The 14,083-nt window shown below is 35.7% G+C and carries 10 protein-coding genes, 1 other RNA gene and 2 pseudogenes; 8 read left to right on the plus strand and 5 right to left on the minus strand.

Features of this window, described 5'->3' with window-relative positions:
- Positions 1-150: 150 nt before the first annotated feature.
- Positions 151-1,860, minus strand: coding sequence for a phosphoenolpyruvate--protein phosphotransferase (ptsP, locus tag JCM12304_RS03320; RefSeq protein ID WP_060678537.1), 1,710 nt, complete (start codon positions 1,858-1,860; stop codon positions 151-153).
- Positions 1,861-1,935: 75 nt separating this feature from the next.
- The gene (locus JCM12304_RS03325; protein WP_060678538.1) at positions 1,936-2,850 is read right to left on the minus strand and encodes an alpha/beta hydrolase; all 915 of its coding nucleotides are present in this window, start codon (positions 2,848-2,850) and stop codon (positions 1,936-1,938) included.
- A gap of 174 nt (positions 2,851-3,024) precedes the next feature.
- On the opposite strand from JCM12304_RS03325, the gene secG reads away from it, so the two are divergent.
- From secG to ssrA, 8 genes and pseudogenes are all read left to right on the plus strand, one after another.
- Positions 3,025-3,258, plus strand: coding sequence for a preprotein translocase subunit SecG (gene secG / locus JCM12304_RS03330; RefSeq protein ID WP_019377623.1), 234 nt, complete (start codon positions 3,025-3,027; stop codon positions 3,256-3,258).
- A gap of 178 nt (positions 3,259-3,436) precedes the next feature.
- The gene (locus JCM12304_RS03335; protein WP_060678539.1) at positions 3,437-4,183 is read left to right on the plus strand and encodes an alpha/beta hydrolase; all 747 of its coding nucleotides are present in this window, start codon (positions 3,437-3,439) and stop codon (positions 4,181-4,183) included.
- A 47-nt stretch (positions 4,184-4,230) separates the two neighbouring features.
- Positions 4,231-6,392, plus strand: a pseudogene (gene rnr, locus JCM12304_RS03340) (ribonuclease R).
- 401 nt (positions 6,393-6,793) lie between these two features.
- Entirely contained in the window at positions 6,794-7,537 is a 744-nt protein-coding gene (locus JCM12304_RS03345) for a metal ABC transporter ATP-binding protein (RefSeq protein WP_040955983.1), read from the plus strand.
- Positions 7,534-8,391 (plus strand): metal ABC transporter permease, encoded by an 858-nt coding sequence (locus JCM12304_RS03350; protein WP_060678540.1) that lies wholly within the window; start codon positions 7,534-7,536, stop codon positions 8,389-8,391. Before JCM12304_RS03345 ends, JCM12304_RS03350 begins: the two co-directional genes overlap by 4 nt.
- A gap of 30 nt (positions 8,392-8,421) precedes the next feature.
- Positions 8,422-9,366, plus strand: a complete 945-nt coding sequence (locus JCM12304_RS03355; RefSeq protein ID WP_040955981.1) for a metal ABC transporter substrate-binding protein — start codon at positions 8,422-8,424, stop codon at positions 9,364-9,366.
- Positions 9,367-9,479: 113 nt separating this feature from the next.
- A complete protein-coding gene (gene smpB, locus JCM12304_RS03360) occupies positions 9,480-9,944 on the plus strand; it encodes an SsrA-binding protein SmpB (RefSeq protein ID WP_040955980.1) in 465 nt (154 codons plus the stop codon).
- Between the two features lie 126 nt (positions 9,945-10,070).
- Positions 10,071-10,409, plus strand: a transfer-messenger RNA (tmRNA) gene (gene ssrA / locus JCM12304_RS03365).
- 875 nt (positions 10,410-11,284) lie between these two features.
- Here ssrA and JCM12304_RS03370 read toward each other — a convergent pair.
- The 3 genes and pseudogenes from JCM12304_RS03370 to JCM12304_RS03375 form a co-directional block, all read right to left on the minus strand.
- A complete protein-coding gene (locus tag JCM12304_RS03370; protein ID WP_060678541.1) occupies positions 11,285-12,253 on the minus strand; it encodes an arsenic resistance protein in 969 nt (322 codons plus the stop codon).
- Positions 12,254-12,872: 619 nt separating this feature from the next.
- Positions 12,873-13,025 carry a hypothetical protein gene (locus JCM12304_RS19255; protein ID WP_155555331.1) on the minus strand — a complete coding sequence of 51 codons (153 nt, stop codon included), beginning with the start codon at positions 13,023-13,025 and terminating at the stop codon, positions 12,873-12,875.
- A 64-nt stretch (positions 13,026-13,089) separates the two neighbouring features.
- A pseudogene (locus JCM12304_RS03375) lies at positions 13,090-13,977 on the minus strand (permease).
- Between the last annotated feature and the right edge of the window lie 106 nt (positions 13,978-14,083).

The following is a 14,083-nucleotide window of genomic DNA, read 5'->3' on the forward strand; positions in this document are numbered from 1 at the left end:
TGCTTCTTCACGGACAGACGATATAGGGTACTTTGTTTTTCTGAAACAGCCATTTACAAACACCACAAGTTAGCTCGTATTTTATCATTTTGCGGATCAACTGAAAAAGAGTGCTCAGCAACATGGCTGAGCACTCTTTAGCTCTTTTATTTATTCCATTGAGTTAATATATTCAACAACTTCATCTGCAGTGCTCATAGACAATATCTTGTCTTTCGCAGCAGCTAGCTTTTCTTTGGATAAGCTGCGGATTTGAGTACGCGCAGGTAAAATAGACGTAGCACTCATACTAAATTCGTCTAAACCAAGACCAAGTAAAATTGGAATTGCTATAGAGTCTCCTGCCATTTCTCCACACATTCCTGCCCATTTATTTTCACTATGAGCTGCTTCAATGACATTGTTAACCAAATTAAGAATTGCTGGGTGGTATGGCTGATAAAGATAGGATACACGCTCATTCATTCTGTCTGCAGCCATTGTATATTGAATCAAATCATTTGTACCAATACTGAAGAAGTCTACCTCTTTAGCGAATTGCTTTGCAGTCACAGCGGTAGAAGGTATTTCCACCATAATACCTACTTCAATAGAATCCGATACTTCAACACCTTCACTTCTAAGGTTATCTTTTTCTTCCAGTAAAATACTTTTTGCCTGACGGAATTCTTCCAGGGTAGCTATCATTGGAAACATAATTTTCAGGTTGCCATAAATACTTGCACGTAAGAGAGCACGTAATTGAGGTCTGAAAACATGTTCATTTTCTAGACAAAAACGAATTGCCCGGTAGCCAAGGAATGGATTTAGTTCCTTTGGAAGATCCAGATAGTTAAGTTCTTTGTCTCCACCAACATCGAGTGTTCGAACAACTACTGGCTTGTCTTTCATTTGTTCCAAAACAGATTTGTAGGCATCATATTGTTCATCTTCTGTTGGTAATTCATTTTTTCCCATGTATAAAAATTCAGTGCGGTATAAGCCGACACCTTCGCCACCATTATTAATTACGCCTGTAATGTCATCAGGAGTACCTATATTTGCTACTAGTTCAACCTGTACTAAATCCTGGGAGAAGGTAGGCTCATCTTTTAATTTTGCCCATTCTTCTTTTTGTTGTTCAAATTCTTCTTGTTTTTTACGGTAGTAACTTAATTCTTCATTTGATGGATTGACAAGGATAACCCCTTCATTTCCGTCTACAATCACCATATCTCCTTTTTTTACAGAGGTGGTTATCGCTTTAGTTCCTACAATTGCAGGAATTTCCAATGAACGGGCCATTATTGCTGAGTGGGAGGTACGTCCCCCAATGTCAGTAGCAAAACCCTTCACAAATTGACGATTTAACTGTGCTGTATCAGAAGGAGTGAGATCATTGGCGATAATAATGACTTCCTCGTCAATCAAAGCTGGATTTGGAAAGGTAACACCAAGTAAATGTGCCATCACACGCTTTGTTACATCCTGTATGTCAGCAGCACGCTCACGCATGTATTCATTATCCATATTTTTAAACATATCTATAAACATATTGGCAGTTTCCTCTAAAGCTGTTTCTGCCATAACATTATCTGAAGTTATTTTATCCTTAATGGGATTAATTAACTCTGGATCCCCTAGTACCAGCAAATGGGCTGAAAAGATTTCAGCATGTTCTTCCCCTATTTCTTTTCGGGCATGCTCTTTTATTTTTTCAAGCTCTTGTTTTGAAATCTCCAATGCTTTATCCAGACGGTCTATTTCTTCATTGGGATTGTCTATAGTTACTTTCTCAAATGTTAATTCTGGTACTTCTAAATGATATGCTTTAGCTATAGCAATACCAGAAGATGCTGCGATTCCTTGTATATTTGCCAATTATAGCCCAACCTTTCTTTCTTAGCTTACCTTTTAAGTTTATATCTTTAGTATGTATGAATCAAGTTACATTAACTATTTCATACATTGATTTATCCAATTCGAAATTGCGCCATAGACTACTTCTTTATTTCTTTCATTTAATAACTCGTGTCGCCCATCTGTGAATAACATTGTGACAATATTTTTCAAACCTGCCGCTTCATACAAATGCGCTGTTTTCCAAATGCCTTTTGAGTAATTACCAACGGGATCAGCATCACCACTTAAAATTAGCATAGGAATATCCGCTCGAATTGATTTATTGAATTTCCGGTCATGTATATGAATTAAACCATCCATTAAATCATAAAAAAATCGTGCAGTAGGAATGAAACCAGTATAGGGATCATCTATATAATTTTGGATTGCAGTCTCATCTCCAGAAAGCCAGTCAAAGCTGGTGTTTTGATCCTTGATTTTCTTGTTATATGTTCCGAAAGCGAGTGAATTCATTAATTTAGATTCTTGTTTAGGTGGTAACAAATTTGCTAACTGCTTACCTGCAATTGATTGTGCTGTAGGGAAATATCCTGTCCCTGATAATATGACACCACTAATAATTTCACTATACTTTTGCAAATAATATCTTACTAAAAAGGATCCCATACTATGACCGAATAAAAATACTGGTATAGACGGAAATTCATCTTTAATCATTTCTGTTATTTGATAGAGATCATCAGCAGTTTTAGCAAAACCGTTTTTTTCTGCAAAATACCCCATCCTACCTTGTTTTTCTCCTGTATATCCATGCCCCCGATGATCATTACCATAAACAACATAGCCTTGATTGACGAGGTATTCAGCAAAGTCATGGTACCGTCCAATATGCTCTACCATTCCATGAGAAAGTTGAATTGCAGCTCTTGGTTGAGTGTTTGATTTATACCACTTTCTCACAAAAACTTCGACTCCATCCTTCATAGTAACCCAAAATGTTTGTTCCATATTTTTCTCATCCTTTTAATAGGTTATACTATAATAGTAAATTGATATAATATAACTGTCCAACTTTATCCAGATAGGTTCACGTTATATATTTAAGAAAAGTCTTGCTATATGAAACGTAATTATGCTAAAGTTATAATAGCTATTTGTCGTTATAGGGGAGGTTTTGCTTTAATGGAAGCTTTAGTACATGTTCTATTAGTAATTGATGCAATTGTTATGATTGTATTTGTGTTATTACAATCAGGTAAAAGTGAAGGGCTTTCCGGAGCGATATCCGGAGGTGCTGAGCAATTATTCGGTAAGCAGAAAGCAAGGGGATTGGATCTATTCCTGCATCGAGGCACAATTGTTACTGGTGCATTGTTCTTTATTCTCGCTTTTTTAAGTGCATATATTCTACAATAAATACCAACCCTTATCACAAAAGTGTTAAGGGTTTTTCATTTTCTATAAAATTATATTGATAAGCTTTATGCAATTACCAAATTACCAGATAAGTATGTCGCAGAATAAAATTGACCTTTATTTTTGTTGAAAAAGGGTAGAATAGAAATAGGGAATGTAGAAGGAGTTGGAGAAAGAAATGAAAGTAAAAGCACCACAACCATTTACGTTTGAAGCAGGTCCTCGTGCCGTATTATTATTACACGGATTCACTGGGCATTCTGCTGATGTACGAATGCTTGGTCGATATTTAGAGAAGAAGGGATATACAAGTCATGCGCCAATATACCGTGGCCATGGGTTGCCTCCTGAAAAGTTAATTGAGGCCAAACCCGAGGAATGGTGGGAGGACGTCCAAGCAGGATTTAACCACTTAAAAGAGCTGGGATATAAAGAAATTGCCGTTGCAGGGTTATCTCTTGGTGGAGTTTTAGGTCTTAAGCTTGCATATTCAACGCAAACGAAAGCCGTTATTACGATGTGTTCACCAATGTTTTTTGACAATGAAACACAACTAACGAAAGGTTTTCAGGCATTTGCTAAAGAATATAAAGAATTGGATGGCAAAGAGGAAGATGATATAAAAAGTGAAGTTGAACATCTTATGGATAATTCAGAAGAAATGTTTCAACAATTAGGTTCACTTATCACAGAAGTTAAAAATGACGTAGATACGGTATATACGCCAGCAATGATCATCCAAGCAAGAAATGATGAGATGATCAATACAGATAGTGCAAACTATATTTATGACCATATTGAATCCGAACACAAGACGATTAAATGGTATGAAGAATCAGGACATGTGATAACAATGGGGAAAGAAAAAGAGCAAGTTTTTGAAGATATCTATCAATTTTTAGAAACTCTTGATTGGAAGGAATAATTAATTTTTATTTTGGGTACACACTATATAGAAAGAAGGTGAACGAAATGTTAGAAAAAATTCGTGATTATTTTAAAGAAAATGGAACAAAACCGTTAGCTGTAGATGAACTAGAAGAAGTATTGAATATTGAGGATGCTGTGGAATTTAAGGAACTCATTAAGGCTCTAAATGAGTTGGAAGAGAATGGTGAGCTTGTACGTACAAGGAAAAACCGCTTTGGTTTACCAGAAAAAATGAACCTTATTCGCGGAAGAATCCAAATGCATGCAAAAGGGTTTGCGTTTTTAATCCCTGAGGATCCAGATCAGACTGACGTATATATCCACCATTCTGATTTGGCCTCCGCAATGAACAATGATAAAGTATTAGTTCGTCTGGAGAAAAAGGATCAAGACGGCAATCGCCCAGAAGGGACGGTCATCCGTATTTTGGAGCGTGCAACTCTTCAGGTTGTTGGGACATTCGAAGATAACCGCTCCTTTGGCTTTGTTATTGCAGATGACAAGCGGATTCCTAATGATATTTTCATTCCGAAAAACATGACGAATGGAGCTATTAGTGGTCATAAAGTTATTGCACGTATTACAAAATACCCTGAAGGGCGGATGAGTGCAGAGGGAGAAATCATTCATATCCTTGGTCACAAAAACGATCCTGGTATTGATATAATCTCTATTATTCATAAGAACGGTATTCAAGTCGATTTTCCGGATGAAGTACTCGAGCAGGCAGCAAATACTCCTGAAGAAATTTCAGAGAATGAAATCAAAGAACGCAGAGACCTGCGGGACGAGGTAATTGTGACCATAGACGGAGCGGATGCAAAGGACCTGGATGATGCTGTCTCTGTAAAAAAACTAGAAAACGGTAATTATAAGCTTGGTGTGTATATTGCCGATGTTACTTATTATGTGGAAGAAGATAGTCCTATTGACAAAGAAGCATTTGAGAGAGGGACAAGTGTTTATCTCGTAGACAGGGTTATACCAATGATACCTCACCGTCTGTCAAATGGAATTTGCTCATTAAATCCGCAGGTTGATCGATTAACATTAGGATGTGAAATGGAAATCACCTCTTCAGGTGAGGTTGTTAATCATGAGATTTTCCAAAGTGTTATTAAGACAAATGAAAGAATGACATATAAGGATGTTAACAAAATTCTTGTGGAAAAAGATGAGGAAACAAGGGAAAAGTATAAAGATCTTGTGCCCTTCTTTGAAACAATGGAAGAACTTGCAACCATTCTAAACGAAAAAAGGATGGGGAGAGGGGCTATTGACTTTGATTTTAAGGAAGCAAAAGTACTTGTTGACGATAAAGGGAAGCCAGAGGATGTAGTTTTACGTGAAAGATCTGTTGGTGAGCGTCTAATTGAAGAATTCATGCTAGCGGCAAATGAAACAGTCGCTGAACATTTCCATTGGATGGACGTACCGTTTATACACCGTATTCATGAAGATCCAGATGCTGGTAAATTACAGACATTCTTTGAATTCCTTGCAGGTCTGGGATATATCGTGAAGGGCACCGGGAATGAAATTCATCCACAGGCATTACAGAAAGTAATTGAAGAAGCAAAGGATAAACCAGAGGAAATGATTATATCCAAGTTGATGCTCCGTTCCATGAAACAAGCTAAGTATGATGCTCAGAGCATTGGACATTTTGGATTAGCAACAGAGTTCTACACTCATTTTACCTCTCCTATTAGAAGGTACCCGGATTTAATCGTCCATCGCTTAATCAGGACCTATCTTATTAATAAAAAAATGGATAAGAAAACTATTGCAAAATGGAAAGAGGCAATGCCTGAGATCGCTAGACATACATCGGAGAGAGAGCGTACAGCAGTGGATGCCGAACGAGAAACGGATGATCTGAAAAAGCAGAGTTTATGCAGGATAAAATCGGTGAAGAATATGTTGGTGTGATTAGTTCGGTGACAAACTTTGGTTTATTTGTAGAGCTTGAAAACACGATAGAAGGGCTGGTCCATGTCAGCTATTTGACTGATGACTATTACCACTATGATGAAAGACGTCACGCGATGATAGGTGAAAGAACAGCAAAAGTTTATCGTGTAGGTGATGAGGTCAAGGTAAAGGTTGCCGCAGTTAATACGGATGAACGCACAATAGATTTTGAACTGGTCCAAGCCGAAAAACAAAAAAAGAAAAAGAAAATAAAGGCTAGAAAAAAATGATCAAGAACTTATAAAAAAAGTGTTGTACTACTAACAGTGCAACACTTTTTTGTTTCTTAGGAATATATCAAGCAGAATCTATGGACCATTTTTATAGCACATCACTCTAACATCTCAACCTTGAGGTCTTAATTGATAATTCTGTGTAACAAAGCTTCACACCTATTCATTCAGTATTTAAACCGCTAGTATTTACTTTTTTCTAAATTATTTTTTAATATGTTGTCATCATTTATTAATAACTGCATATAATTGCATTAGCTTAAAAGTTGCACTAGGTAAAATTAATTGTTGACAGTGAACTGTTTGTCTATTACACTACTTAATAGAAGTAGGCTAATTAATTAAACTCGGGCGTAAAAACCAAGTGAGTAACTGATAAATAGAGAGGAAGGGTTCGTGTGGGCACATCAATTTCTGTAGACCAATTACATGTTTCTTATTATGGTAAAGAAGCAGTACGTGATGTTTCATTTTCCATCATGCCAGGTAGTCTTGTTGGTATAATTGGTCCAAATGGAGCTGGGAAATCTACCTTACTGAAGTCAATTCTAGGATTAATCCCTTCAGATAAAGGCACTGTTAAAGTACAGGGAGGAGAGGTAAAGCTAGCAAGAAAAAAACTTGCATATGTACCACAGAGATCAAACATAGACTGGGATTTCCCTATTTCAGTAATAGATACTGCTTTAATTGGTACCTATCCAAAGCTTCGTATGTTTAGAAGACCTAAGAAATCAGATAAGCAATTAGCTATGGAATGCCTAGAGAAGGTGGGAATGTCAGAGTTTAAAAATCGCCAAATTGGAGAGTTATCTGGTGGACAGCAGCAACGAGTTTTCCTTGCAAGAGCACTAGCACAACAGGCAGAAATATTCTTTTTGGATGAACCTTTTGTGGGAATTGATATTAGTAGTGAAGAAACTATTATAAAAATTTTAAAAGAGCTTAGAGATCAAGGTAAGACCATACTTGTTGTGCACCATGATCTAAGCAAGGCAAATGATTACTTCCAGCAATTAATATTGTTGAATCAGGAGCTTGTAAAGTTCGGGAATGTAGACGAAGTGATGACTCCGGAAACTATTTCACGTGCATATCAAGGTCAACTTTCATTTCTTAAAGAACTGGTGGTGTCATCATGAATTTTCTTGAAGCAGTTATGCATTATGAATTTTTACAGAAAGCTTTACTGACTTCTATTATGGTTGGAATTATTTGTGGAGTAATTGGATGTTTTATTATTTTAAGAGGAATGGCGTTAATGGGTGATGCTATTTCCCACGCTGTTTTGCCTGGTGTAGCACTATCCTATTTTCTTGGTATTAACTTTTTCTTCGGAGCTGTATTCACCGGTGTGTTAACAGCAATAGGTATTGGTTATATTAGCCAAAATAGCCGAATTAAAAATGATTCATCAATTGGAATTATGTTTACGGCAGCTTTTGCTTTAGGGATTGTCCTAATCACATTAATGAAGAGCAGTACAGATTTGTATCACATCTTATTTGGTAACGTACTTGCTGTAAGACCTTCAGACATGTGGATGACATTAATTATCGGGGTCATCGTGCTAACAAGTGTGTATTTATTTTACAAAGAATTGCTTGTTACCTCCTTTGACGAAACGATGGCACAAGCATATGGGTTACCAACGAAGCTTATCCATTACTTTTTGATGACATTGTTAACAATGGTCACAGTAGCTTCCTTGCAAACAGTTGGAATTGTGTTAGTGGTTGCTATGCTGATTACTCCAGCTGCTACAGCATATTTACTAACTAATAGATTGTCATTCATGCTTTTCATTTCTTCCGGATTTGGAAGCATTTCTGCTGTGTTAGGACTGTACATTAGCTATAAAGCAAACTTAGCATCTGGAGCAACAATCGTTCTGGTAGCAACAGGTTTGTTTATCATCACATTGATTTTTTCACCAAAACATGGTGTTTTACGCAAATTAATTAACTCACGTAAAAAAAGAGTTTCCTATTCATAAAAAGTCCAATATAAAAGGAGGTTTCAGCTTATGAAAAAGAATTTACTAGTTTTATTTTTAGCTGCCATTTTTTTAATTGCAGGATGTTCAGCTGGAGGAGATGATGCATCGGAAGACGTTAAAGCTAAGGGTGATGGAAAGTTACAGATCGTAACAACATACTCGGTCATTTACGATATTGTAAAGAATGTCACAGGAGATCTTGCAGAGGTGCACAGCTTAGTACCAATTGGCACAGACCCCCACGCTTACGAGCCATTACCAGAGGATGTACAGTTAACGTCAGATGCAGATATGATTTTTTATAATGGGTTTAACTTGGAAACAGGTAACTCTTGGTTTGCGAATATGGTTGAGACTGCAGGTAAATCAGATGAAGATGCGCCAGTATACCGATTGACAGAAGGAGTGGAACCTCAATTATTACGTTCAGGAGCACATGAGGGAGAGGAAGATCCACATGCCTGGCTTGCTGTGGAGAACGGGATTAAATATACTGAAAATGTGAAGAAGGCATTAGTTGAGGTAGATCCGGATAATAAAGAAACGTACGAAAAAAATGCCGAGGAATACATTGAAAAATTAGAAGCATTGGATAAAGAAATTGAAACAAAAGCTGCAGAAATACCAAAAGAAAAACGTGTACTTGTAACAAGTGAAGGAGCTTTTAAATATTTCTCAGAAGCCTATGATTTTGAAGCTGCATATATCTGGGAAATCAATGCCGAAAACGAGGGAACGCCTGAACAAATTAAGAACGTAGTTGATATTATTGTGGAAAGAGAAATACCTGGTTTGTTTGTAGAAACAAGTATCGATCCTCGTAGTATGGAAACAGTTTCTAATGAAACCGGGGTACCTATTATAGGTAAGATCTTTACCGATTCTCTTGGGAAAGAAGGCGAGGATGGAGACACGTATATTAAAATGATTGAGTGGAATATGGATATGATTATTAAAGGTTTAACAGAATAATCGAGTGACGTCACAGGTTTATTCCTGTGGCGTTTTTATATAAAGGAAACCATTGGATTAAAACTACTATTTTTGTTAAAATAACTTTACGCAAGCAGTAGGAGGAAGTTTTTATGCCAAAGGGAAAAGGAGACGCTGTAGCAGTAAACAGAAAAGCGTCACATGACTATTTTATAGAAGAAACATACGAGGCGGGTATTGTACTGCAAGGTACTGAAATTAAATCCATCCGCGCTGGCAGAGTAAATATTAAAGATGCTCACGCTCGTATTGATCGAGGTGAAGCAAAACTAATCAACTTGCATATTGCAGAATATGAGCAAGGCAATCGTTTTAACCATGATCCAACCAGAACCCGTAAGTTACTTCTGCATCGTAAAGAGATAGACAAATTAATTGGGCTTACACAGCAGCAGGGTTATGCATTAGTTCCACTGAAGATATATATTAAAAATGGATTTGCTAAAGTTTTAATTGGACTGGGAAAAGGAAAAAAGAAATACGATAAACGGGAAGATCTAAAGCGTAAACAAATGAAACGTGATGTTGATCGTGCGATTAAAGATCATATGAGGTAAGACTTAGAACAAAGAGTATGGGTTGATTTTAATGCGTGATGTGTTATAATAAGTAATGTAGTAAGTTAATAAAAATTAAATAATGCTCGATATATTACCCGAGCGTTTCTCCTATTATGGGGACGTTACGGATTCGACAGGGATAGATCGAGCTCAGGTTGCGCGTCGAGGTTACGACTCGTAAAACGTTATTCGCCTAAATATAACTGGCAAAGAAAACAATTACTCTTTAGCAGCAGCGTAAGCTCTGCTAAAGGATCCTTCCTGCTATTGCCCGTGTAGCAGATTGAAGGGTCTCAAATGAAGCGGGCTATACGGTCATCCACCGTCTGAGGATGGTCGTTGAATTAAATCAGACTAGCTTTCTCACAGCCTGTTGGTAGGCCTAGAGATAAGCGAATGATAATATACCAACTATGCGTGTAGAAGCCTGAGTGGCGATATCTCTGGACGTGGGTTCGATTAATTTTTAGTCGCCTTTTGTGGTAACACAGAAGTGAAAATTTGGCTTTATCGGTGAAACCTAAGTTGCTTTTAATGAGTAATATGGCAACACCGAGCGGTATGTGGAGTAATCCAACAGCCGTGTATCGACTTATAGGCTGCCTGTTTTCTAGGTAGTACTAGGATATGGGATTTTACTAAATGTAAAAACTACATCTCATATAATACGCCAAAGGACCTGAATAAGGTTCAAGATATAGTCAGTGCCATATCGAAAGTATGGAAGAGCATGTCCCACCGTCTCCACCAATACATATAATTGGTGGTTTTTTTTGTGTTTGTGACGTAAAGCATATAATTTCCGTTTGGAAGCTTTATGCTTTATTTTTTTTTAGGAAATTTTATGTTGATTCTTCAACTTTCATAGCTAATATATATTACGAATTCATCATTTATATCGACAATTAATTTTCAAAGTGAAATTGTAAATAACTTTGCACTTATTATTGTGGTTCAATTCATTATGGACACGAAAAATATTTATTGGTAATTTTCAATGTTGTGATCCTTGTGCATCGGTATAATTAAACCATCTGGCGCTGTTCGCAAACATTAATGTTGGAAACTCTCTAATTAATAAATGGTGAGAAGTGATCTATTTATTTAGTCTTCATAGAAGGAATCGGTATCGTATCTGTTACGATTTCCGATTCCTTTTGTGTCCTCACCTAAATGCCTTTTCCTTTAGTGAAAAGTCGGTATCCACTGTTACTGTGGCTTTGAAATAAAGTTTGATAATTTATAAAAGGGTTTGATACAATTACATTGATCTATCCGATTGGAACAATCTAACAAACGGCCTGATTGTTAAATAAAATAAGGAGGATTATCCTAGATTATATAGGATAGTCTTTATTTTTACTTTTTTTCCTTGTGAAAAGTAAAGCTTGCGAAACTATGGCAAGTACAGGTAATTCAATTAACGGCCCAATAACTAAAGCCAAAGCAATAAGAGGTTGATCAGGGAATGCTGTCACAGCTATAGCCAAAGACACTGGTGAATTCCTAGCAATAATTGTCATATTTAAGCTAACTGTATCTTCATAGGAAAACTTTAAAAACCTTCCAACAAAGCGTCCTACTACATAGTTAATAACAAAGAATGATAAAACTGGAATAATTAAAATGTAAATGACTTCTAGGTTTTCAAGTAAGTAAGAACCTTGGGAAGCAAACATTGCCATAATAGCTAATGATAAAAAGAAAATTTGGGCATTGCCGAAAAAAAGAATAATCTTGTTGTTTAAATTAGATTTTTTTCTTAATAAGAATCGTGTAAGATGAGCAAGTATAAATGGAATAACTAATACAATTACTATACTTTCTATAAGCGTGGACATGGGTATCGATTCAATAGTTCCAGCAAATATTAACAAATATACTGGCAAAAGTACGACTTGCAAAATTAAATTAATCGGCAAAACAGATGTTGAAAGGGACACATTTCCTTTTGCTATACCAGTAAACGCTAGATACCAATCTGTACAAGGTGTCACCATAAGCATGATAAAACCAATCCATAAAGCAGGATAATCATATAAGAAAACGGAACCTAAACCCCAAGCTATTGTTGGTGTCCAGATAAAATTAATGATCGTGCTGGACCCTAGAAATTTAATATTTGAAAAAGCCCTATTTAATTGTTGTAATGGAATAGTTAAAAACAATCCGTATAGCATTAACAATAGAAAGGGTGTAATGAGATTTTCCGCATATTGTTCAATTACGTTTACCTGTCCTAATATGAGACCTAAACCAACAGCAAATAATATAATAAAGGTTTGTAGTTTATCTAATATCCCCATAAAAATTCAATCCTTCTTAAAACTATATAATCCAATTACTAGTAAGTATAGTATAATTACATTTCTATTGCATTCTTTCCATTCCACAATCGGCGCGATTGTGGAAGATTAGCAGTGAAAAATGATCACACTTTTTTATAAAAGTTGTATAACATCTCACAAAGAGATAACCAGTTTTGATCAATCTTTTTTTCAAAACTGGTTCTTTGAATTACCATAAAAAGTGAGTTTGGGATATTTTTAATCAAACTTTATTTAAGAGCCACAGTTATAAGAGTTGGCTTCCATGTTAAAAAGTTCTTATCTACTGCTAAATAGTTGTACATTGGAGGTAAGAGTATAGAGAAAACAGAGGGCATTATTCAATACGAATTCAATAGCTTTTTAATCATAGATCAAACGCTTATTTTAAATAAATTTCAATATTAAATTCAGGCTGATTCCAATATTGATTCAGTTTGGTATTATAATAAGTTGAATTTACGATTTAAAGTATTCTTTACTCAATGTACTTGCATGATTGACAATCATTGGTATCATCCTTTTCTATGAGTAATTAAAGCAAAAAGGCCTCTAAACGAAGCCCTTTTGCAATAATTGCGAGTTTTGACCTTCCTTATTAAGCCTCTTTCCGTTGCTTATTAGTGTTCTCCTTTGAGGATCCGCAACAGCTGTTGTTTTCAGTCGGTTTGACTTCTTCAATTTCAACGCTGCAGCAAGCTTGATTGGGTTTAGAGAACAACTTTTTAAGACCAGACTTTTTTTCTGCCATGAATATCACCTCCTTAAAAGGATAATTTGATGATGCAAGCGCAACAACTATTTTCTCTTTAAACCTAAAGAATTAAATTAACAATAAGACCTGTACTTATAGCCACAATTAAAATAGCTGAAATAAATGCAACTAAAAATTTCTTCTTAAATAGTTTAGACAACATAACTACTTCTGGAATACTTGCACCTGCACCACCAATAACTAAAGCAATTACAGTACCCATTGACATACCTTTTGAAACAAGTGCTTCTGCAATAGGTAACATTGTTTCAGGTCTAATATACATTGGAATACCAATGACCGAAGCAATCATTACAGAGAAAATGCCGTCACCACTTGCATATTTTGTAATAAACTCTGCCGGAACAAATCCATAAATAAATGCACCAATAAAGACCCCTATGAATAAGTAAGGAAGCATTGGATAAAGAAATGCCCATGCATCATTTAAAGCTTGCTTAACTCTGGACCCTTGTTTATTACTGAAAAAGCCATCACCTTTAACAGTTACACCTTTATACGTCCCTACTAAATTAAGTTTCGAGAATACAAACCCTACTAAAATACTAAAAACACCTAGCACGATAAAATATAATAGTGCAATTTTCCAACCTAAAAGTACCCAAAGCATGAAAATAATAAGCGGATTCATTAATGGTGAAGCAATTAAAAAACTCATTGAAGGTCCAAATGGTACTTTGGCATTTAATAATCCTGCTAGCACAGGTATTGTTGAACAGGAGCAAAATGGTGTAATTGCACCAAATAATGTACCAAGTAAATAATTAACAGCTTTGTTTTGGACGACTTAAAAATTTTTTTAATTTTTACCTCTGATACTACTTGTTGAATTAAACTCACAATAAAACTCACTAACAATAAATAAGGCAAGCAATTCAAAAAATAGCATGAAAAAGGTTTTTATAAATTCTAAAATTGAATCTGTCATAAGTATAACTCCTTCACCTTTAAATCAACTTTTTTTGATATATAAATCAAAAAAGTTTATTTATATAATAAATAACTAAGATACCTGTTAGAAAATTTTACAACAA

The organism is Virgibacillus halodenitrificans JCM 12304, from assembly GCF_001310895.1.
Lineage (GTDB): Bacteria > Bacillota > Bacilli > Bacillales > Amphibacillaceae > Virgibacillus_Q > Virgibacillus_Q halodenitrificans.

Excerpts from the sequence above, each read along its gene's own strand:
- JCM12304_RS03325 (WP_060678538.1), bottom strand. The coding sequence starts at position 2,850 with ATGGAACAAACATTTTGGGTTACTATGAAGGATGGAGTCGAAGTTTTT.
- secG (WP_019377623.1), top strand. The coding sequence starts at position 3,025 with ATGGAAGCTTTAGTACATGTTCTATTAGTAATTGATGCAATTGTTATG.
- JCM12304_RS03335 (WP_060678539.1), top strand. The coding sequence starts at position 3,437 with ATGAAAGTAAAAGCACCACAACCATTTACGTTTGAAGCAGGTCCTCGT.
- JCM12304_RS03350 (WP_060678540.1), top strand. The coding sequence starts at position 7,534 with ATGAATTTTCTTGAAGCAGTTATGCATTATGAATTTTTACAGAAAGCT.
- JCM12304_RS03355 (WP_040955981.1), top strand. The coding sequence starts at position 8,422 with ATGAAAAAGAATTTACTAGTTTTATTTTTAGCTGCCATTTTTTTAATT.
- smpB (WP_040955980.1), top strand. The coding sequence starts at position 9,480 with ATGCCAAAGGGAAAAGGAGACGCTGTAGCAGTAAACAGAAAAGCGTCA.
- JCM12304_RS03370 (WP_060678541.1), bottom strand. The coding sequence starts at position 12,253 with ATGGGGATATTAGATAAACTACAAACCTTTATTATATTATTTGCTGTT.
- JCM12304_RS19255 (WP_155555331.1), bottom strand. The coding sequence starts at position 13,025 with ATGGCAGAAAAAAAGTCTGGTCTTAAAAAGTTGTTCTCTAAACCCAAT.